The sequence below is a fragment of the Streptomyces sp. NPDC031340 genome (genome assembly GCF_055569945.1).
Genome location: NZ_JBVIIE010000006.1, coordinates 173,765 through 192,485, shown reverse-complemented (window position 1 = coordinate 192,485; position 18,721 = coordinate 173,765). Strand labels below are relative to the sequence as shown.

The following is an 18,721-nucleotide window of genomic DNA, read 5'->3' as shown; positions in this document are numbered from 1 at the left end:
CCACGCCGCCGGAGACCGGGGATGTTCGCTTTGCGCGGAATTTCCCGGGCGCTCACCCGGCGGTACTGTGTGTGATCGATCACAAGGGCGAATTTCCGGCCATCTACTCTCAGTGATCTCAACACCTGCCGGAAAGCGTGGAAAATCCGGGTTTTCGAGGGTCGTGATCACGGGAAGTACAGGGTGAGACGCCTTTGAAGAGTGGCACAGGGACCGTGTACGGTCCGGTTCGCCATCCAAGCCGATCACTCTTGAGGAGTCCGGTTGGGTGTCGATTGAGTAACAGACCTTGATGTGAGGCAAAATCTCCGCCTCGGGTCGGGCACAAGTCCGGCCTCTCACGCGTTACGTGCGCTGGAGACACTGCAGACACCCAGAGGGGGAGAGCGACATGGCAACGGATTACGACACCCCACGCAAGACCGACGACGACGTCGACTCGGACAGCCTTGAAGAACTCAAGGCCCGGCGGAACGACAAGTCGACCTCCTCGGTGGACGTCGACGAGTTCGAGGCCGCGGAAGGACTGGAACTGCCCGGCGCGGACCTCTCGAACGAAGAGCTGGCCGTCCGGGTACTGCCCAAGCAGCAGGACGAGTTCACTTGCATGAGCTGCTTCCTGGTGCACCACCGCAGCCAGCTGGCCCGGGAGAAGAACGGTCAGCCGATCTGCCGCGACTGCGACTGAGGACGGGTCGGCCGTGACCGGCTCGACCCCTCCTCGGAAGCGCCGCTCCCCCCTGCCGGGAGCGGACCACGGACCGTCCGACGGTCCTCACGGCGCGCGTGACCAAGAGCGAGGCCCTTCCGGTACCCCAGGGACCGCGGGGGCCTCGCTCGAACCGGCCGACGGCACGGCTTCCCTGGCGCCGCCGACCGACCCCGCGCCCGTCGCACGGCGGCGGGCGGCGGCGATACGTGACACGGCCCGGGAAGGCGTCCGCAAGGGCGGCAGCCGCGCCAGGGCGGCCCTTGCGTACCTCACCGACCGGGTCGTCGAGAACGCCCCGCGGATCCCCGTACGGGACCTCGCGACCCTCCGCAAGCAGTTCCCCGATCTGGGGCCCGAACAACTCGCCGACAAGCTCGTCGCGGGCGCGGCGCTGGGCACCTCGACGGTCGGAGCGGGCGTCGGAGCCGCAGCGATGCTGCCCGTGCCGCCCGCGATGCCGACGGAGCTGGCCGCGGAGATCACCGGCGTCGCGGCCGTAGAACTGAAACTGATCGCCGAGCTGCACGAGGTGTACGGCGTACGACCGCCCGGGAACCTGACGCAGCGCACCGCCGCCTACCTCGACGCCTGGTCGGGAGAGCGCGGGATCGACGTGACGAAGCCGTCGACCTACGGCGGAGCGGTCAACAGCGGCCTGAAACAGCGGCTGCGGCAGCAGATCATGCGGCGCCTGGTGCGCGACCTGCCGAACCTGATGCCCTTCATGGTGGGAGCCGCCGTGGGCGCCCTGATGAACCGCCGGGACACCAGAAAGCTCGCGGCCCGCGTCCGCGCCGACCTCAGACGCATCCAGGTGCCCTGGGAAGCGCTGCCGGAACTGCCGCCCCTGGAGCAGCCGGCGGACCCGCTGACGCCGGAGGAGCTCGGGAAGGAACTCGGGCGCTGAGCCCCTACCGCGCGGCCTCCTGGGCCGCCTTCAGCGCCTGCGCCAGCCGCTCCGGCTCCCGCGTCGACAGATACAGGTACGGCGTCGGGTCCTCGGGGTCGGTGACCTCCACGCGCAGCGCCGTGGGGATGTAGGCGCGCAGCAGCATGAAGGCGCGGGTGTCCGCCTTGTGGGTACGCCAGGCCCGGGCCTGCTCCGCGTCCAGGACCTCCGCCTCGCCCAGCGCCGTCACCGGGATCTTCGCCTCGCCCGCGATCAGCGAACCGCCCACCACGCGGACCCGGACCGAACCGTAGGAGCTCGCCACGACCGCCGCCGCGGCGGTGCCGCCCACCAGGCCGCCCAGCATCGGCAGGGTGCCGAACGGCAGCAGGATCAGGGCCAGGGCGCACCCGGCCAGGACCGACACCAGCCACCAGGCGCGGGGGGCGGTGAGGCGTTCTTCGTAAGGGGCGGCGGAGAGCTGCATGAAGCCAAGCTTGGCACGGTGTCCGGAACCCGCCGACTCGCGGGTAAGGTCTGCGGCTGTGAGTGGTACTTCCGCAGCTCTGAAGCCTCCCGCCGACGCGGTGACACCCGTGCGCCATCCCGACGCCCCCGCGCCCGGCGAGCTTCTCGGCGCCCATTACGGACAGTGTTTCGGCTGTGGCGGCGACCAGCCGCACGGGCTGCACCTGGCGGCCCGGGCCGGCGAGGGCGTCCGCATCACCGCCGAGTTCACGGTGCAGCCCGCCCATCAAGGCGCGCCCGGCCTCGCGCACGGCGGGGTGCTGGCCACCGCGCTCGACGAGACCCTCGGCTCGCTGAACTGGCTGCTGCGGACCATCGCCGTGACCGGGCGGCTGGAGACCGACTTCGTGCGCCCCGTCCCGGTGGGCACGGTGCTCTATCTGGAGGCCGAGGTCACCGCGGTGGCGGGCCGCAAGATCTACTCGACCGCCACCGGGCGGATCGGCGGCCCCGACGGACCCGTCGCCGTCCGCGCCGACGCCCTCTTCATCGAGGTCAAGGTCGACCACTTCGTCGACCACGGCCGCAAGGAGGAGATCCAGGCGGCCATGGACGACCCGGACCAGCTCCGGCGGGCCCGCGCCTTCGAGGTGAACCCGTGAGCAGCGAATCCGTGAGCAGCGAATCAGAGAGCCGCGAACCCGAGAGCCGTGGTCCCGTGAGCCGTGGACCCGTGGACGTGCTGATCCGACGCGTCGAACCGGACGTACCGCTTCCGGCGTACGAGCACCCCGGTGACGCGGGAGCCGATCTGCGCACCACCGTCGCCCGCGAACTGCGGCCGGGGGAGCGGGCCGTGCTGCCCACGGGTGTGTCCATCGCGCTTCCCGAGGGGTACGCGGCCTTCGTGCACCCGCGATCCGGTCTCGCCGCCCGCTGCGGTGTCGCCCTCGTGAATGCCCCGGGGACGGTTGATGCCGGGTACCGTGGGGAGATCAAGGTGATCGTGGTGAATCTCGACCCGCACGAGCCTGTGCGGTTCGAGCGCTTCGACCGGATTGCCCAACTGGTGGTCCAGCAGGTCGAGAGGGTCCGCTTCCAGGAGGTGGCGGAGCTTCCCGGCTCGGCGCGGGCCGAAGGGGGCTTCGGGTCCACGGGCGGTCACGCCGCGGTGGGCGGGAAAAGCGGCACAAGCGGTCAGGCCGCCGTGGGCGGCCAGGCGGGTGGGAATCGATACGCTTCGGTCGTATCCGACCGGGAAGGACAGTGACGTGTTCGGACGTCGCAAGAAGAGGGATGCCGCCGAGGACGCGGCCGGCGAGGCCGAGCAGGTCGTCGACAGTGTCGACGCTGAGGCGGACGACGAGGTCGAGCGCGAGCGCGTGAGGCTCGCGCCGGGACCGCGGCCCGAAGGGCCCTGGGACAGCTCCGAGGTCAGCCGGCCCGACGAGGGCCGGGTGGACCTCGGCGGGCTGTTCGTGCCGGGCGTGGACGGCATGGAGTTGCGGGTCGAGGTCGCGGGCGACGCGATCGTCGCGGCGACCGTCGTGCTGCGCGACAGCGCCATCCAGCTCCAGGCCTTCGCCGCACCGAAGCGCGAGGGCATCTGGGGCGAGGTGCGCGAGGAGATCGCCACCGGCATCACCCAGCAGGGCGGCATCGTCGACGAGAGCGAGGGGCCGCTGGGCTGGGAGCTGCGCGCTCAGGTCCCGGTGCAGCTGCCGGACGGCACCGGCGGCTTCCAGGTCGTACGGTTCGTCGGCGTGGACGGTCCCCGCTGGTTCCTGCGCGGGGTGATCTCGGGTCAGGGCGCGGTGCAGCCGCAGGCGGCCGGCCTGCTCGAGCAGATCTTCCGGGACACGGTCGTGGTCCGCGGCGACGGCCCGATGGCGCCCCGCGACCCGATCGTCCTGCAGCTGCCGAACGACGCCCAGATGGTGCCCGAGGGCGTCCAGCAGGAGGAGGGCTCCCGCTTCGCCGGTGGCATGGGTCAGCTCCAGCGCGGACCGGAGATCACCGAGGTCCGGTAGCCGTAACAGGTGTCAGAGGGCCGCACCCGTCGTCGGGTGCGGCCTTTCTTCGTGCGCACAGCCGTTGAACGGGCGGGCGACGGACGGCGATACTGGCGCCGGGCCGACGGGGGAGGCGACATGAGCAGCCGGGTGCTCACCGGGACCATGGTGCGCGTCGAGGACGTCCACAAGTCCTACGGCCACGGAGCCGCCGCCGTGCACGCCCTGCGTGGAGTTTCCTTCGAGGTGGCGCGCGGCGAACTCGTCGCCCTCAAAGGACGCTCCGGATCCGGGAAGACGACACTGCTGAACATCGTCGGCGGACTCGACGCGCCCGACGCCGGACGCGTCGAGGTCGACGGACTGGACCTGGCCGGGCTGGACGAGGACGGGCTGCTCGCGCTGCGCCGCGACCGCGTCGGCTTCGTCTTCCAGTCCTTCGGACTCATCCCGATCCTCACCGCCGCCGAGAACGTCGGCGTCCCGATGCGGCTGCGCCGGACCGACCAGCGAGAACGCGAGGAGCGCGTGCAGCTGCTGCTGTCCCTGGTCGGTCTGGCCGACCACGCGGCGCAGCGCCCCGGCGAGCTGTCCGGCGGCCAGCAGCAGCGCGTCGCCATCGCCCGCGCGCTCGCCAACGGCCCCGCCCTGATCGTCGCCGACGAGCCCACCGGCCAGCTGGACGCGGAGACCGGCCACCACGTCATGGAACTGCTGCGGGCCGTCGTGCACAGCGAGCAGTCGCCCGCGCTCGGCTTCGGCCGGGCGGAGGGGCCGCCCTGCGTGCTCGTCGCCACGCACGACGCCAACCTGCTCGACCTGGCCGACCGGGTGCTGGAACTGAGCGACGGCGAGATCGTCGAACGCTGACGACCACCGGGCGGATGTGCGGGACGCGGCCGGCCCGTATGGTGGAGTCTGATCCGTCACGTTCCCGGCATTTCCGTACAGGGCGGGACAGGGCCACCGGTTCGACAGACGGCGGCGTACGGCCCGTACGCGCCGGTTCGGGGCGGCGCACGGCGGGTACGTAACCGTCAGTGCACCCCGGTAGGCTTCAGACATGAGTGCTGTTCCTCGTTCCGAAAAGCCGGTGGGCCGGTTCCGGCGCATGCTCGACCGGCTCTCCTCGTCCCAGGAGGACCTGGAGTCGGAGGAGCTGCGGGAGGACGCCGAGACGGCGGGTTGCACCCGGATCGGTGACTGCGGCGACCGACAGGTCGTCTCGGTTACTGGTACCTTGCGCACGGTCACGCTGCGCCCGCGGGCCGGGGTACCGGCCCTGGAGGCCGAGCTGTTCGACGGCACCGGCTCCCTGGACGTGGTGTGGCTCGGCAGGCGTTCCATAGTGGGGATAGAGCCGGGGCGCAGGCTGATCGCATCGGGCCGGATCTCGATGAGCCGGGGCCGCCGGGTGCTGTTCAACCCCAAATACGAACTGAGACCCCTCGGACGGGAGTAGCCGGTGACGTCACTCGACAAGCCGACGACCGAAGACACCACTCAGCAGGACGACGCCCGGGCGGTGACCGAGGCCGCGCTTTTCGAGGCGTTCGGCGGTGTCCGGGGCATGGTCGAGACGGTGCTGCCCGGCCTCCTGTTCGTCACCATCTTCACCATCAACAAGGACCTGCACTGGTCGGCCATCGCCGCCCTCGCCGTGTCCCTGCTGCTGGTGGTGGTCCGGCTGGCCATGCGGGACACCGTCAAGCACGCCTTCAGCGGCGTCTTCGGCGTGGTCTTCGGCGTGGTCTTCGCGATGATGACGGGCAACGCCAAGGACTTCTACCTGCCCGGCATGCTGTACACGCTGGGCCTGGCGCTGACGTACATCATCACGACGCTGGCCGGTGTGCCGCTGATCGGCCTCATGCTCGGCCCGGTCTTCAAGGAGAACCTCTCCTGGCGCACCCGCAACCCGGGCCGCAAGGCCGCCTACGCGAAGGCCAGCTGGGCCTGGGGACTGATCCTGCTCGCCAAGTGCGCGATCCTCTTCCCGCTGTACTGGTGGGCCGACACCACGCAGCTGGGCTGGGTCCTGGTCGCGCTGAAGATCCCGCCCTTCCTGCTCGCCGTATGGCTGACCTGGGTGTTCCTCGCCAAGGCGCCCGCTCCCATCGACGTCTTCGCCGAGATGGAGGCGGAGGAGAAGGCCGAGCGGGAGCGGAAGGCCGAGCAGGAGGCGGACGCGGCGGCGCCGGAGCGCGGGGAGACCACGAGCGGACGGCACCGCCGGGAGCCGTAGGCGCCGGTACGACCAGGTGTACGACGTGCGTGAGGGGCGCCCGGATCTCCGGGCGCCCCTCACGCGTACACGTACCGGCCGCGGCGCTCAGCCCGCGGTGTCCTTCCGCCGCACCGACAGCAGGTCCTCCAACTGCTCCTCGCGGGCCTGCGCGGCGACGAACAGCAGCTCGTCGCCCGGCTCCAGGGAGTCGTCGCGGGACGGGGTCAGCACGCGGGTGCCGCGGATGATGGTCACCAGGGAGGTGTCCTCGGGCCACTCCACGTCGCCGACCTGCGTGCCGGCCAGCGCCGACTCCTCCGGCAGGGTCAGCTCGACCAGGTTGGCGTCGCCGTGGCTGAAGCGGAGCAGGCGGACCAGGTCACCGACGCTCACCGCCTCCTCGACCAGCGCCGACATCAGACGCGGGGTCGACACGGCGACGTCCACGCCCCACGCCTCGTTGAACAGCCACTCGTTCTTCGGATTGTTCACGCGGGCGACCACCCGCGGCACGCCGTACTCCGTCTTCGCCAGCAGCGAGACGACCAGGTTGACCTTGTCGTCGCCGGTCGCGGCGATCACGACGTTGCAGCGCTGGAGGGCCGCCTCGTCCAGGGATGTGATCTCGCAGGCGTCGGCGAGCAGCCACTCCGCCTGCGGGACGCGCTCGACCGAGATGGCGGTCGGCGCCTTGTCGACGAGCAGGACCTCGTGGCCGTTCTCCAGCAGCTCGCCCGCGATCGAGCGGCCGACCGCGCCGGCACCGGCAATGGCGACCCGCATCAGTGACCGCCCTCCTCTTCGGGACCCTTGGCGAACGCCGCCTCGACCTTGTGGACCTCGTCGGTGCGCATCATCACGTGCACCAGGTCGCCCTCCTGCAGCACCGTCTGCGAGGACGGCAGGATCGCCTCGCCGAGGCGGGTCAGGAACGCCACCCGGACGCCCGTCTCCTCCTGCAGCTTGCTGATCTTGTGGCCGACCCAGGCCGGGGAGGTGTGCACCTCGGCGAGCTGGACGCCCCCGGTGGGGTCGCGCCACAGCGGCTCGGCGCCCGAGGGGAGCAGCCTGCGCAGCATCTGGTCGGCCGTCCAGCGGACGGTCGCCACCGTGGGAATGCCCAGGCGCTGGTAGACCTCGGCGCGGCGGGGGTCGTAGATACGGGCGGCGACGTTCTCCACGCCGAACATCTCGCGGGCCACGCGCGCCGCGATGATGTTGGAGTTGTCGCCGCTGGAGACGGCGGCGAAGGCGCCGGCCTCCTCGATGCCGGCCTCGCGCAGGGTGTCCTGGTCGAAGCCGACCCCGGTCACCCGGCGGCCGCCGAAGCCGGGGCCGAGACGACGGAAGGCGGTGGGGTCCTGGTCGACGACGGCGACCGTGTGCCCCTGTTGCTCCAGCGTATGGGCGAGAGCGGAACCTACTCTTCCGCAGCCCATGATGACGATGTGCACGACCGTCCTTCCGGTTTCCAGATACTGCTCGGTCACATCAGGTTCTCAGACCGACGCCCAAGCTACACACGCGCGGTAGGACGGCGGCACCCCCGTGCGTGGTTGCCCCTCGGGGCGGTGACGGTCAGCGGCGGCTGATGCTGCGGACGCTCGCAAGTGTCAGGATTCCGAGGCCGAGGAGGGCCGTCGCGGCGCCGATCAGCTCTGCGGTGCTGGGCATGGGACCTCCTGGTGGCGGCAAGGGCCGGTAAACGAGCGGGGGTTTGTCATATAGGCATGCGGGTGCCGTCGGCTGCGGAATCCGCAGCCGGGACGGCCCCGTTTTCACCCGGTGGGCAGATGCGGGGTGGCGGGTGGCTGGTCACTCGTTCGAACGCCTACGATGCTCTGTTGTGTCCAAACTGACCGACGTGCCCAAGCGGATTCTCATCGGGCGCGCACTGCGCAGCGATCGGCTGGGGGAAACCCTCCTGCCGAAGCGCATCGCCCTACCCGTCTTCGCCTCCGACCCGCTGTCCTCCGTGGCGTACGCCCCGGGGGAGGTGCTGCTGGTCCTGTCCATCGCGGGCGTGTCGGCGTACCACTTCAGCCCCTGGATCGCGCTCGCCGTCGTCGTGCTCATGTTCACGGTGGTCGCCTCCTACCGGCAGAACGTGCACGCCTACCCCAGCGGCGGCGGCGACTACGAGGTGGCGACCACCAACCTCGGCCCCCGCGCGGGTCTGACCGTCGCCAGCGCCCTGCTCGTCGACTACGTCCTCACCGTCGCCGTCTCGATCGCCTCCGGCATCGAGAACCTCGGCTCCGCGATCCCGTTCGTCGTCGAGCACAAGGTGGCCTGCGCGGTCTCCGTGATCGTGCTGCTGACGCTGATGAACCTGCGCGGCGTGAAGGAGTCCGGCAAGCTCTTCGCGATCCCGACGTACGTCTTCGTCGCGGGCGTCTTCATCATGATCGCGTGGGGCGCGTTCCGCGGACTCGTCCTCGGCGACAGCATGCGGGCGCCGACCTCCGAGTACACGATCCGGGCCGAGCACCAGGGGCTCGCCGGGTTCGCGCTGGTCTTCCTGATGCTGCGCGCCTTCTCCTCCGGCTGCGCCGCGCTCACCGGCGTCGAGGCGATCTCCAACGGCGTCCCCGCCTTCCGCAAGCCCAAGTCGAGGAATGCGGCGACCACGCTGGCGATGATGGGCCTGCTGGCGGTGACCATGTTCTGCGGCATCATCGTCCTCGCCCTGACCACCAAGGTCAGGATGGCCGAGAACCCGGCGACCGACCTGCTGAAGAACGGCGTCGGGGTCGGCGCCGGCTATGTGCAGAACCCGGTGATCACCCAGGTCGCCGAGGCCGTCTTCGGCAAGGGCAGCTTCCTGTTCGTGGTGCTCGCCGCGGCCACCGCCCTGGTGCTGTTCCTGGCCGCCAACACCGCCTACAACGGCTTCCCGGTGCTCGGCTCGATCCTCGCCCAGGACCGCTACCTGCCCCGCCAGCTGCACACCCGCGGCGACCGGCTCGCCTTCTCCAACGGCATCGTGCTCCTGGCGGGCGCGGCGATGCTGCTCGTCGTCATCTACGGCGCCGACTCCACCCGGCTGATCCAGCTCTACATCGTCGGCGTGTTCGTGTCCTTCACGCTCAGCCAGACCGGCATGGTCCGCCACTGGAACCGCCATCTGGCCGTGGAGAAGGACCCCGCCCGGCGCAGCCACATGGTGCGCTCGCGCGCGATCAACACCTTCGGCGCCTTCTTCACCGGCCTGGTGCTGGTCGTCGTGCTGGTCACCAAGTTCACCCACGGCGCCTGGGTCGCCCTGCTCGGCATGGTGATCTTCTACGCGACGATGACGGCCATCCGTAAGCACTACGACCGGGTGTCGGAGGAGATCGCGGCCCCCGAGGGCCCCAGCGACGACAGCGTGCGGCCGTCCCGCGTGCACTCCGTCGTGCTGATCTCCAAGATCCACCGGCCGACGCTGCGGGCGCTGGCGTACGCCAAGCTGATGCGCTCGGACACCCTGGAGGCCCTCAGCGTCAACGTCGACCCGGCGGAGACCAAGCTGCTGCGCGAGGAGTGGGAGCAGCGCGGCATCGACGTACCGCTGAAGGTGCTCGACTCGCCGTACCGGGAGATCACCCGGCCGGTCATCGAGTACGTCAAGGGCCTGCGCGCCGAGTCGCCGCGCGACGCGGTGTCCGTGATCATCCCCGAGTACGTGGTCGGCCACTGGTACGAGCACCTGCTGCACAACCAGAGCGCCCTCAGGCTGAAGGGCCGGCTGCTGTTCACGCCGGGCGTGATGGTCACCTCCGTCCCCTACCAGCTGCAGTCCTCCGAGGCGGCCAAGCTCCGCGCCCGCAGGCGGCAGGAGTGGAACGCGCCGGGTTCGGTGCGCCGTGGTCCGGCCCAGCAGCGGGCCAAGGAGACACCGGCGCCGAAGTAGACTGGTGGGCTGTTGTCCCGCCCGTTCCCCCTCTCGCTACTGGAGTCACCCCGCCATGCAGGCAGAACCGAAGAATTCGCAGGCGGGGTCCCCGGCCGGCTCGCCCGGATCCCTCGTGGGGGAGGAGTACGAGGTCGAGGTCGGCCCCGTCGCCCACGGCGGCCACTGCATCGCCCGCACGTCCGAGGGGCAGGTGCTGTTCGTCCGGCACACGCTGCCCGGTGAACGGGTCGTGGCCCGGGTCACCGAGGGCGAGGAGGGGGCCCGGTTCCTGCGCGCGGACGCCGTGCGGGTGCTGTCGGCGTCCAAGGACCGCATCGAGGCGCCCTGCCCCTACGCCGGTCCCGGCCGCTGCGGCGGCTGCGACTGGCAGCACGCCAAGCCGGGGGCGCAGCGCCGGCTCAAGGGCGAGGTCGTCGAGGAGCAGCTCCGGCGCCTGGCCGGTCTCACCCCCGAGGAGGCCGGCTGGGACGGCACGGTGGTGCCGGCCGAGGGCGACAAGCTGCCCGCCGGGCAGGTGCCGCAGTGGCGTACGCGCGTGCAGTACGCGGTCGACGCCGACGGGCACGCCGGTCTGCGCCGGCACCGCTCGCACGAGGTGGAACCGATCGACCACTGCATGATCGCCGCCGAGGGCGTCAGCGAGCTGGGCATCGAGAAGCGTGACTGGAGCGGCATGGCGTCGGTGGACGCGATCGCGGCGACCGGCTCGCAGGACCGGCAGGTGATCCTCACGCCGCAGCCGGGCGCCCGCCTGCCGATCGTGGAGCTGGACCGGCCGGTGTCGGTGATGCGGGTCGAGGAGAAGGACGGCGGCGTCCACCGCGTCCACGGCCGCCCGTTCGTCCGCGAACGCGCCGACGGACGCACCTACCGCGTCGGCAGCGGCGGCTTCTGGCAGGTCCATCCGAAGGCGGCGGACACCCTGGTGACCGCGGTCATGCAGGGCCTGCTGCCGCGCAAGGGCGAGATGGCGCTCGACCTGTACTGCGGCGTCGGCCTGTTCGCGGGCGCGCTCGCGGACCGGCTCGGCGACCAGGGCGCGGTCCTCGGTATCGAGTCCGGCAAGCGCGCGGTCGAGGACGCCCGGCACAACCTCGCCGGCTTCGACCGCGTCCGCATCGAGCACGGCAAGGTCGAGTCGGTCCTGCCGCGCACCGGCATCACCGAGGTCGACCTGATCGTCCTGGACCCGCCTCGCGCGGGAGCGGGCCGCCGCACGGTGGAGCACCTGTCCTCCCTGGGCGCCCGCCGCATCGCCTACGTCGCCTGTGACCCGGCCGCCCTGGCCCGGGACCTCGCGTACTTCCGGGACGGCGGCTACCGGGTGCGGACGCTGCGGGCGTTCGACCTGTTCCCGATGACGCACCATGTGGAGTGCGTGGCGATCCTCGAGCCCGCAGGCAAGGGGTCCTGAACTGGCCGGCCGAAGAGGGCCGGCGTGGTCGTGTCTTCCTGGCTTCGCGGGGTCAGTGGCCGGCCGCGTCGAGCAGAGCGGAGTAGCGCAGGCGGAGCGCGCGCTCCATGCTCGCCAGAACGGCCCCGGCCCCCAGGGCGAGGTTCAGCCAGAGCGGCAGGTGTATCGGTGCTTCGAACGTCCCGACCCGCTGAGTGACGGGAGGAATGTGAGAGAGGGGTTCGGCGAGCTGCAACAGGTTCAGGCCCACTCCGATGACGAGCAGCAGCGCCGATCCGATGCCGATCGCCCGGCTCAGTCCCGGATGGCGGGCGCCGAAGCGGGCCCGCCGTCCCTCCGCCGAGGCCGGGTCGGGCGCGAGCTGACACGGCTGCCCGCCCAAGGGGCGGTAGTGGCAGCGCCTGACGCCGTAGGCACTCATCGCCACCTCGATGACACCCCCGTCGACGGGGAAGACCGCAGGCAGTTTCGACTCGGCCACGTGCCTGCCGTTCAGGAACAGATGCGCCCGGATCCGGCCGTTGTCCAACCGCGCCCAGTGCCTCACGTCGACGGCATGCAGCCGGGCGTGCCCGTCGGCACCGGGAAGCCGTAACCAGAACAGGGAGCGCAGGGGGAGCTGCCACCAGCGGAACCGCTGCAGTTCCCTGCCGTCTCCCGGCTTGAGGCGCCTCGATGCCGCCCACCGCTGCCCACGCCATGCTCCACCCCTCGCACATCAGCCGCACCACTACTAGTACAGCGTGTTAGAAGAAACGCTAGCACGCTGTACTAGTACGGCGTGCTAGTACAGTGAGGGGGCTGGGGAGAAGCGAAGGAGAGCGGGCATGGAAACACGCGAGAAGATCCTCCAGGCCGCTGCAGAGATGATCGCCGAGGACATGACGGCGAAGCTGAGCGTGCGAGCGGTCGCCGCGCGGGCGGGAGTGAGCACCGGCTCGCTGAGGTTTCACTTCCCCACCCAGCGCGCCCTGCAGGACAGCCTGCTCGCGCGGATCTACGAACACCTGCTGCCCGGCGACCCGATCCGGGACCAGGCATTGCCGCCCCGCGAACGGCTGCTGAACTGCCTGCGGCAGGTTCTCGCACCGCTCGGCACCAACGAAGACGCGCGAACCGCATGGGGCGCGATGTACCGGACCTTCATCGAGCCCGAGCCGACCGAATCGGTACGCGCCGCATATCTCGGCCATGAGCGGGAGGCGGAGCGCCGGGTCGAACACTGGCTGGCCGTGCTCGCCGAGGAAGGCGCACTGCCCCCGGGAGACCACACCCGCAACGTCAGGTTCCTCCTCGCCGTCCTCAACGGACTCTCGGTTCAACGCGCCCTGCCCACCCGCGAATCCGTCCTCATCGCCGAGACCGACACCCTCAACGCCGCCGTCGACCACGTCCTCTCCACCTGCCCCCCATCACCCGCCGGGCCGACTCGCCCGTGAACCGAACCAACCCCCCCGCACCGGTTACCCCGACGGGTGGGGGCGCGAGAGCACGGTGAGACGTGCACCACCTTGTGCAGACCGGAGTGTTCGGCGGCGACCCGCTCGATGAGCACGTTGCCGACCGTGGAGTCCTTGACGACGACCGCAGTCACCAGCACGGCCGGTAGGTAGCAGGTAGGGGATGCCGGCGATGATGCTGCGGCGGCGGACCGAGAAGTGCTTGCCGGCAGGGCGTGGAGACCTCCACTGTCGGCGTACGCTCCCGCAGCGGGCCGTTTGTGTGGAGTGGGTGTTACGAAACCAGCGACGGGCGCCGTGTGACAGGCGGGACCCACTGGTCCTCGACGGTTCGCTCCGTCCGGTTGACCTCGGCCCATATGGCGTCGAGGGACAGGCCGAGGGTGTCGGCGATCGCCGCGATGGTCGGGAAGGCGGGGGTGGCCACACGGCCGGACTCGATCTTCCGCAGGGTTTCCGGCGAGATGTGCGAAGCGAGCGCCACGTCCAGCATCGAGCGGCTGCCCCGGGCTCGGCGGAGCAGGGCGCCAAGGCGCTGTCCGCGTTCTACCTCGGCGGGGGTGAGCGGCAACCTGACCATGACCCCATTCTAATACCGGTACAGTTAGACCGGGATAGTTATTGGACGTACGTGAGAGGTCCCCCATGATCGAGATCCTGAACTCCGCGCGGCTCGAGCGGGCGAGGGGCACCGGCGCTCTGGTCGGAGACATCCTGCACACACTGAAGCAGCGCAGCACGGTCGGGACGAACCTGCTGGACATCGACCAGTGGGCCAAAGAGATGATCACCGAGGCGGGAGCGCAGTCCTGCTACGTCGATTACGCGCCTTCCTTCGGGCGCGGCCCGTTCGGGCACTACATCTGCACGGCCGTCAACGACGGAGTGCTCCACGGGCTGCCTCACAACTACACGCTGGCAGACGGGGATCTGCTGACTCTGGACCTCGCAGTAGCCAGAGGCGGGGTGGCCGCAGACGCCGCGATCAGCTTTCTGGTGGGCAGAGCCAGGCCGGCGGAGAGCGTCGCGATGATCGAGACGACCGAACGCGCACTGGCCGCCGGCATCGCCGCCGCCAAGCCCGGGGCGCGCATCGGTGATCTCTCTCACGCCATCGGCACGGTCCTCAGTGCGGCGGGCTACCCGATCAACACCGAGTTCGGAGGCCATGGCATCGGCTCGACCATGCACCAGGACCCCCACATCGCGAACACCGGACGGCCAGGCCGTGGATACAAGCTGCGCCCCGGACTGCTGCTGGCCCTGGAGCCCTGGGTCATGGCCGACACTGCCACACTCCTCACCGACGCCGACGGCTGGACGCTGCGCAGCGCGACAGGCTGCCGGACCGCGCACAGCGAGCACACCATCGCCATCACCGACAGCGGAGCCGAAATCCTCACCCTGCCCACGCAGGCACGACCATAAGAGGACGCTGTCACGAGGAGCTCAGCGGGCAGGGTGCGCCGCCGTCGATGCTCGTCGTCCTCGACAGTCTCGAAGGGGTGCAGGCACTGACCGGGGCCTCATTGAGCAAGCGGGTCAGCTACGCCACACGTGACGACCTCGACCTGGCGGACGAGGGCTGAGCGGGGACGAACCGTGGTGCCACCGCTCGCCGCCGGTCACGTCGACGCCAGTGCCTCTGTGGGAGGAAGGCGTGCCGCGCGGACCGAGGGGTAGACACCGGCCGCCATGCCGATCAGCACGGCGCCGAGGCAGCCACCCGTGACCGAGATCAGCGGGATCACCGTCGGCCAGCCCTGACAGTGCGCGTAGCCGATGTCGGCGAGGACACCGAACAAGGTTCCGGCAAGGGCGCCGAGCAGCGACAGGCCCACGGACTCGGCGAGGAACTGGACGCGTATCTGACCGCGGGTCGCGCCCAGTGCCCGGCGCAGCCCGATGTCCCTTCGGCGCTCCAGGACCGAGATGACCATGGTGTTGGCCACGCCGATTCCGCCTACCAGCAGTGCGACACCGGCCAGGCCCAGGAAGAGGGAGGAGAAGGTGTTCTGCGTGGCGCGCTTGGCCGCCAGGGCGTCGGACGGGCGGCTGACCTGGACCTGCCCCGGCTGCTCCGGGAACACGGTGGCGGGGAGTACGCTCCGTACGTCCTCCAGATAGGCCTCCCGTGCCTTGACGTAGATGACCGTGGGATTTCCCTCGAAGCGCAGTGTCTTCTTGGCGGCCGGCCATCCCGTCAGTACGGCGTTGTCGAGATCGTCGGAAAGCGGTACGGAGTGCAGGATGCCGATCACGGTGAACCACGACTTGTTGATCTGTATCTGTGGAGCCGGGTCGTTCTCGGGGATTTCCCCGATGCCGAGTCGGCCGGCGGCCCGGTAGCCCAGTACGGCCGTGGGAAACTGCTCGTCGGCGGCGCTGAAGAACCTTCCCGAGGAGACTTTTCCGCCCACCACGCTCAGCAGGTCGCGTCGGGCCGCGAGCACACTGAGTCCGGTACCGGAGAAGTCGTCATCACCGACGAGGTCGGAACGCTGGACCACGGCATGGGTGTTGGCCACCGCGCTCGCCTCGGTGACCGGTTTGATGCGGCGCACCATGTCGACCGATTCCTCGGGCAGTTCGACCGGCACGGCCTGTCCCGAAAACGGCTGCACCCGCAGCATGTTGGACCCGAGCGCCGTTATCTCGTCCATCAGCGCCCGCTGGCTGGAGGCCGGGATCCCGGTCACCACCATCATCGTGGCGACGCCGATCGAGATGCCGAGCGCCGACAGCGCGGCGCGCAGCTTGCGGGTGCGCAGGCCGAGGAGCCCCAGGCCCAACAGATCGAGAAAGGCGAGACGCACCGGCTTGATCTTGTCTTCGGTACGCCGGGAAAAGCGCCGCAGCGCGGCGCGGGACGGCTTGGCGGGGGCGGTCATGACGGGCTTCCGGTCAGTGCGGTGTCCGTGACCAGGCGACCGTCACGCATGTGAACCCTGCGTGGCAACTGGTCGGCGATGTCACGGTCGTGAGTGATGAGCGCGATCGTGGTGCCCGCCGCGTTGAGATCGGTCAACAGGGCGAGCGCCGCGGCGCCGTTGGCGGTGTCGAGTGCGCCGGTCGGCTCGTCGGCGAGGACCAGAGCCGGCTCATGGACCACCGCGCGGGCGATGGCGACCCGTTGACGCTCCCCTCCGGAGAGCTGCCCCGGCAGATGGCCGGCCCGACGGGCGAGTCCGACCCGGGCCAGGGCCTCCTCGGCCAGTTTCTTCCGGTACTTCCTGGGCACCCCGGCGTACAGCAGGCCGGTCGCCACGTTCTCCGCCGCGGTGAGCCCGTCCGTGAGATGGAAGTGCTGGAAGACGAAACCCAGGCGCCGCCCGCGCAGGGCGGACAGTTGGCGGTCGGACAACTCCGCCACGTCCTGCCCCTCGATGACCACGCTGCCGCTGGTGGGCGCGGCCAGCGTGCCCATGATGTTGAGCAGGGTGGACTTGCCGGAGCCGGAAGGGCCGAGGATGGCCAGCAGTTCGCCCTGTGAGACGGACAGGGAGACCCGGTCGAGGGCTCTCACCTCGGGGGGGTAGGTCACGCTCGCCTCGCGCACGCTGAGGACCTGGGTCATGCCGTGGTGTCCACCTTCATGCCCTCGCTGACGCCCTGGCCGCTGATCTCGACCAGTCCCTGGGCGAACATGCCCGTGTCGACCGGGACGAGCCTGCCGCCGGAGAGCCGGACCGCGTACCCTCCCTCGCGCAGGGCGAGCAGGGCGCCGACCGGGACGGCGAGTACGTTCTTCTTCGACTCCCCCTGGAACCGGGCCTGGACGGGAGCGGAGTCGATGCTCCTGGCGGAGTGTGGGTCGTCCAGCGACACGGTGACGTTGGTCTTGGTCTGCCCGGTGCCGCCCGACTCTCCCTGGTCTCCCTGCTGTCCCTGCACGATGGTGCTGATCGCGGCGACCCGGCCCGGGATGGTGGTCCGGTCGGGCAGCACCACGGTGACCTGTTGGCCCGACTTGACGGACCCCATGTCGAGCGACTCCACCGGCACGGTCACGGACTTGGTGGTGGCGGTCACCGTCATCAGGTCTCCCGGCGCCTCGTCCCCGGGCTGGGCGAGGACGTCGGAGACCCGCACCGCCGACTTCGTCACCACCACGTCGGAGAAGTCGAGGATGCCGGTCTGATCCATGCCCACGGCCTTCTGCCAGCGTTTGATCGCGGACATCAGGGATGTGGTGAGCACACCGTCGCCCTCCTTGACCGTGGACTGCGACGGACCCGGGCTCGGTGAACCCTCCTGTGACGCATCGGTTCCTCGGCCCGCTCCGCCGTCCGGGGACGGGGACGGGGACGGGCCGGCCGGGGGCGTGGTCTCCCCGTGCTCGGGGCCCGTTGTCACGGACGCGGGGGCGCCCGCGGACGCCTGCTGCCGGACGACCGTGCCCGGCGCCGGCTGTGCCCCGATGTCGTAGCCGAGAGCCCTGAGGTTGTCGGCGACGACTCGTATGTCACGGCCGACGCTGCCGGGGGTGTCGAGCCTGCGGTACAAGGGTGTGCTGCCGTAGAAGATCACGGCGGGACGCTCGTCGACGCGGTACAGCGGCCGGCCGCGTTCGACCGTCGCACCCCGGTTCGGAAGCCACGTCACCCGTCCTTCGCCGGCACTGCGGATCGTCCGCGTGGAGTCGTAGCCGAGCATGCCCTGCATCTCTCTGCTGCCCGACAGATCCGTTCTGACCACGGCGATCTGTTTGACCTTCGGGCCGGACTCGGGTTCGGAGCCGGTCCCGCCCCGGCCGGCCCACAACAGTCCGGCGCCCGTTCCTCCTGCCAGCAGCACGGCGACGATGGCGAGATACAGGGCCTTCTTCTTCCGGCGGGCCGCCCTCGGCCTGCGGGGGTCGCCCTCCTCCTGGACCGTCACCCGCAGGGCCATGGTGTCCCCGGCGTCGCGCTCACTCGCCACCGAACGCCTCGATCATGCATTCCTTGTCGATCTGGTCGGCGTTCCTGGGCTGAGTCACACCGGGCTTGTAGTTCCAGCCGCCTCCGTCAGGAAGGGGGTTCACCTTGAGCCCCCTGCGGTTGTCGCACGTGATCCACTTGCTGTAGTCGTTCATGTAGTCGGGGTTTTTCTTCGGGTCCAGCTCCGGGGGCGGCAGGGGCCTCTTTCCGAGGCAAGCCTTTTCCACTTCCGGACGCTCTTTGGCCACATCAATACCGGGGAACCACAGTGTTCCGGGATCGGCTTCCGGCATTTTGCTCCCCTTCGACGGAATGGGCACTCCGTGATCCTTGAGGCAGCGCAGGTAGCCCTGGTACATGCGGATTTCCTCGATTTGCGTGGTGTCCAGTCGAATCTGGGGGCGGCCGGAATCGGAATCATCGGCCGCCGGGCTCCCAGTCACCCCGCCCTCTGCGTCTCCACCGGATTCCGTGACGGAGACGACTCCGCCTTTCTTGCTCTCGGCGTCTCCCCCGGAGGAGCAGCCGGTGATCAGCGTCACCGTCAGAACGGCGCAGGAGAGGAAGAGCTTCTTCTCGTTCAGCATGCCTGGAAGCGTGACAAGGCTTTGTCAGAAAGGTGTCAACATTTCCCTTCAGCGGATCCCTGCATGCGTTTGTCAGGAAGTTGTCATGAAATGGAACAGGATTCGCCGACGTTCACCACGCGCTCCGCAGGC

The 18,721-nt window shown here is 70.0% G+C and carries 21 protein-coding genes; 12 read left to right on the top strand and 9 right to left on the bottom strand.

What is annotated here, in order from left to right; translation table 11 throughout:
• Window positions 1–391 precede the first annotated feature (391 nt).
• Window positions 392–688, top strand: coding sequence for a DUF4193 domain-containing protein (locus ACZ5GT_RS06440; RefSeq protein ID WP_003997302.1), 297 nt, complete (start codon window positions 392–394; stop codon window positions 686–688).
• A gap of 13 nt (window positions 689–701) precedes the next feature.
• A complete protein-coding gene (locus ACZ5GT_RS06435) occupies window positions 702–1,619 on the top strand; it encodes a hypothetical protein (RefSeq protein WP_469015329.1) in 918 nt (305 codons plus the stop codon).
• A gap of 4 nt (window positions 1,620–1,623) precedes the next feature.
• Here the strand turns inward: ACZ5GT_RS06435 and ACZ5GT_RS06430 are convergent, their stop codons facing one another.
• Window positions 1,624–2,088, bottom strand: coding sequence for a DUF3093 domain-containing protein (locus tag ACZ5GT_RS06430; protein ID WP_469015322.1), 465 nt, complete (start codon window positions 2,086–2,088; stop codon window positions 1,624–1,626).
• Between the two features lie 58 nt (window positions 2,089–2,146).
• Between ACZ5GT_RS06430 and ACZ5GT_RS06425 the strand changes: the two genes are divergently transcribed.
• From ACZ5GT_RS06425 to ACZ5GT_RS06400, 6 genes are all read left to right on the top strand, one after another.
• Entirely contained in the window at window positions 2,147–2,731 is a 585-nt protein-coding gene (locus ACZ5GT_RS06425; protein WP_360757051.1) for a PaaI family thioesterase, read from the top strand.
• A gap of 56 nt (window positions 2,732–2,787) precedes the next feature.
• Entirely contained in the window at window positions 2,788–3,339 is a 552-nt protein-coding gene (gene dut / locus ACZ5GT_RS06420; RefSeq protein WP_469015314.1) for a dUTP diphosphatase, read from the top strand.
• A 1-nt stretch (window position 3,340) separates the two neighbouring features.
• A complete protein-coding gene (locus ACZ5GT_RS06415) occupies window positions 3,341–4,099 on the top strand; it encodes a DUF3710 domain-containing protein (RefSeq protein ID WP_469015307.1) in 759 nt (252 codons plus the stop codon).
• Between the two features lie 120 nt (window positions 4,100–4,219).
• Window positions 4,220–4,951 (top strand): ABC transporter ATP-binding protein, encoded by a 732-nt coding sequence (locus ACZ5GT_RS06410; RefSeq protein ID WP_469015304.1) that lies wholly within the window; start codon window positions 4,220–4,222, stop codon window positions 4,949–4,951.
• Between the two features lie 193 nt (window positions 4,952–5,144).
• The gene (locus ACZ5GT_RS06405) at window positions 5,145–5,543 is read left to right on the top strand and encodes an OB-fold nucleic acid binding domain-containing protein (protein ID WP_469015300.1); all 399 of its coding nucleotides are present in this window, start codon (window positions 5,145–5,147) and stop codon (window positions 5,541–5,543) included.
• Between the two features lie 3 nt (window positions 5,544–5,546).
• Complete coding sequence (locus tag ACZ5GT_RS06400) at window positions 5,547–6,326, top strand: DUF3159 domain-containing protein (protein ID WP_469015296.1); 780 nt, start codon at window positions 5,547–5,549, stop codon at window positions 6,324–6,326.
• An 87-nt stretch (window positions 6,327–6,413) separates the two neighbouring features.
• On the opposite strand, the gene ACZ5GT_RS06395 is transcribed toward ACZ5GT_RS06400, so the two are convergent.
• Both ACZ5GT_RS06395 and ACZ5GT_RS06390 read right to left on the bottom strand, forming a co-directional pair.
• On the bottom strand, window positions 6,414–7,091 hold the full coding sequence (locus tag ACZ5GT_RS06395) for a potassium channel family protein (RefSeq protein ID WP_469015293.1): 678 nt from the start codon (window positions 7,089–7,091) through the stop codon (window positions 6,414–6,416).
• Window positions 7,091–7,762: a potassium channel family protein gene (locus tag ACZ5GT_RS06390; protein ID WP_469015449.1), complete on the bottom strand. Its 672-nt coding sequence runs from the start codon at window positions 7,760–7,762 to the stop codon at window positions 7,091–7,093. Before ACZ5GT_RS06390 ends, ACZ5GT_RS06395 begins: the two co-directional genes overlap by 1 nt.
• A 392-nt stretch (window positions 7,763–8,154) precedes the next feature.
• On the opposite strand from ACZ5GT_RS06390, the gene ACZ5GT_RS06385 reads away from it, so the two are divergent.
• Window positions 8,155–10,203 carry an APC family permease gene (locus ACZ5GT_RS06385; RefSeq protein WP_469015289.1) on the top strand — a complete coding sequence of 683 codons (2,049 nt, stop codon included), beginning with the start codon at window positions 8,155–8,157 and terminating at the stop codon, window positions 10,201–10,203.
• A gap of 55 nt (window positions 10,204–10,258) precedes the next feature.
• Window positions 10,259–11,620 (top strand): class I SAM-dependent RNA methyltransferase, encoded by a 1,362-nt coding sequence (locus ACZ5GT_RS06380; protein WP_469015286.1) that lies wholly within the window; start codon window positions 10,259–10,261, stop codon window positions 11,618–11,620.
• Window positions 11,621–11,672: 52 nt separating this feature from the next.
• On the opposite strand, the gene ACZ5GT_RS06375 is transcribed toward ACZ5GT_RS06380, so the two are convergent.
• Complete coding sequence (locus ACZ5GT_RS06375) at window positions 11,673–12,167, bottom strand: hypothetical protein (RefSeq protein ID WP_469015279.1); 495 nt, start codon at window positions 12,165–12,167, stop codon at window positions 11,673–11,675.
• Between the two features lie 280 nt (window positions 12,168–12,447).
• Between ACZ5GT_RS06375 and ACZ5GT_RS06370 the strand changes: the two genes are divergently transcribed.
• Window positions 12,448–13,059 (top strand): TetR/AcrR family transcriptional regulator, encoded by a 612-nt coding sequence (locus tag ACZ5GT_RS06370; protein WP_469015275.1) that lies wholly within the window; start codon window positions 12,448–12,450, stop codon window positions 13,057–13,059.
• Between the two features lie 295 nt (window positions 13,060–13,354).
• Here the strand turns inward: ACZ5GT_RS06370 and ACZ5GT_RS06365 are convergent, their stop codons facing one another.
• Window positions 13,355–13,660, bottom strand: a complete 306-nt coding sequence (locus ACZ5GT_RS06365) for a helix-turn-helix domain-containing protein (RefSeq protein WP_469015270.1) — start codon at window positions 13,658–13,660, stop codon at window positions 13,355–13,357.
• Between the two features lie 65 nt (window positions 13,661–13,725).
• Here ACZ5GT_RS06365 and map point away from each other — a divergent pair, with 65 nt between their 5' ends.
• Window positions 13,726–14,508, top strand: coding sequence for a type I methionyl aminopeptidase (gene map, locus ACZ5GT_RS06360; protein WP_469015267.1), 783 nt, complete (start codon window positions 13,726–13,728; stop codon window positions 14,506–14,508).
• Between the two features lie 197 nt (window positions 14,509–14,705).
• Here map and ACZ5GT_RS06355 read toward each other — a convergent pair whose 3' ends face one another.
• Genes ACZ5GT_RS06355 through ACZ5GT_RS06340 form a run of 4 tightly spaced genes read right to left on the bottom strand, consistent with a single transcriptional unit; the run spans window position 14,706 to window position 18,589 of the window.
• On the bottom strand, window positions 14,706–15,971 hold the full coding sequence (locus tag ACZ5GT_RS06355) for an ABC transporter permease (RefSeq protein ID WP_469015264.1): 1,266 nt from the start codon (window positions 15,969–15,971) through the stop codon (window positions 14,706–14,708).
• A complete protein-coding gene (locus ACZ5GT_RS06350) occupies window positions 15,968–16,657 on the bottom strand; it encodes an ABC transporter ATP-binding protein (protein ID WP_469015259.1) in 690 nt (229 codons plus the stop codon). The genes ACZ5GT_RS06355 and ACZ5GT_RS06350 overlap by 4 nt, the downstream gene beginning before the upstream one ends.
• A complete protein-coding gene (locus ACZ5GT_RS06345; protein ID WP_469015256.1) occupies window positions 16,654–18,003 on the bottom strand; it encodes an efflux RND transporter periplasmic adaptor subunit in 1,350 nt (449 codons plus the stop codon). The genes ACZ5GT_RS06350 and ACZ5GT_RS06345 overlap by 4 nt, the downstream gene beginning before the upstream one ends.
• Entirely contained in the window at window positions 17,993–18,589 is a 597-nt protein-coding gene (locus ACZ5GT_RS06340; RefSeq protein ID WP_469015253.1) for a hypothetical protein, read from the bottom strand. The genes ACZ5GT_RS06345 and ACZ5GT_RS06340 overlap by 11 nt, the downstream gene beginning before the upstream one ends.
• Window positions 18,590–18,721 lie beyond the last annotated feature (132 nt).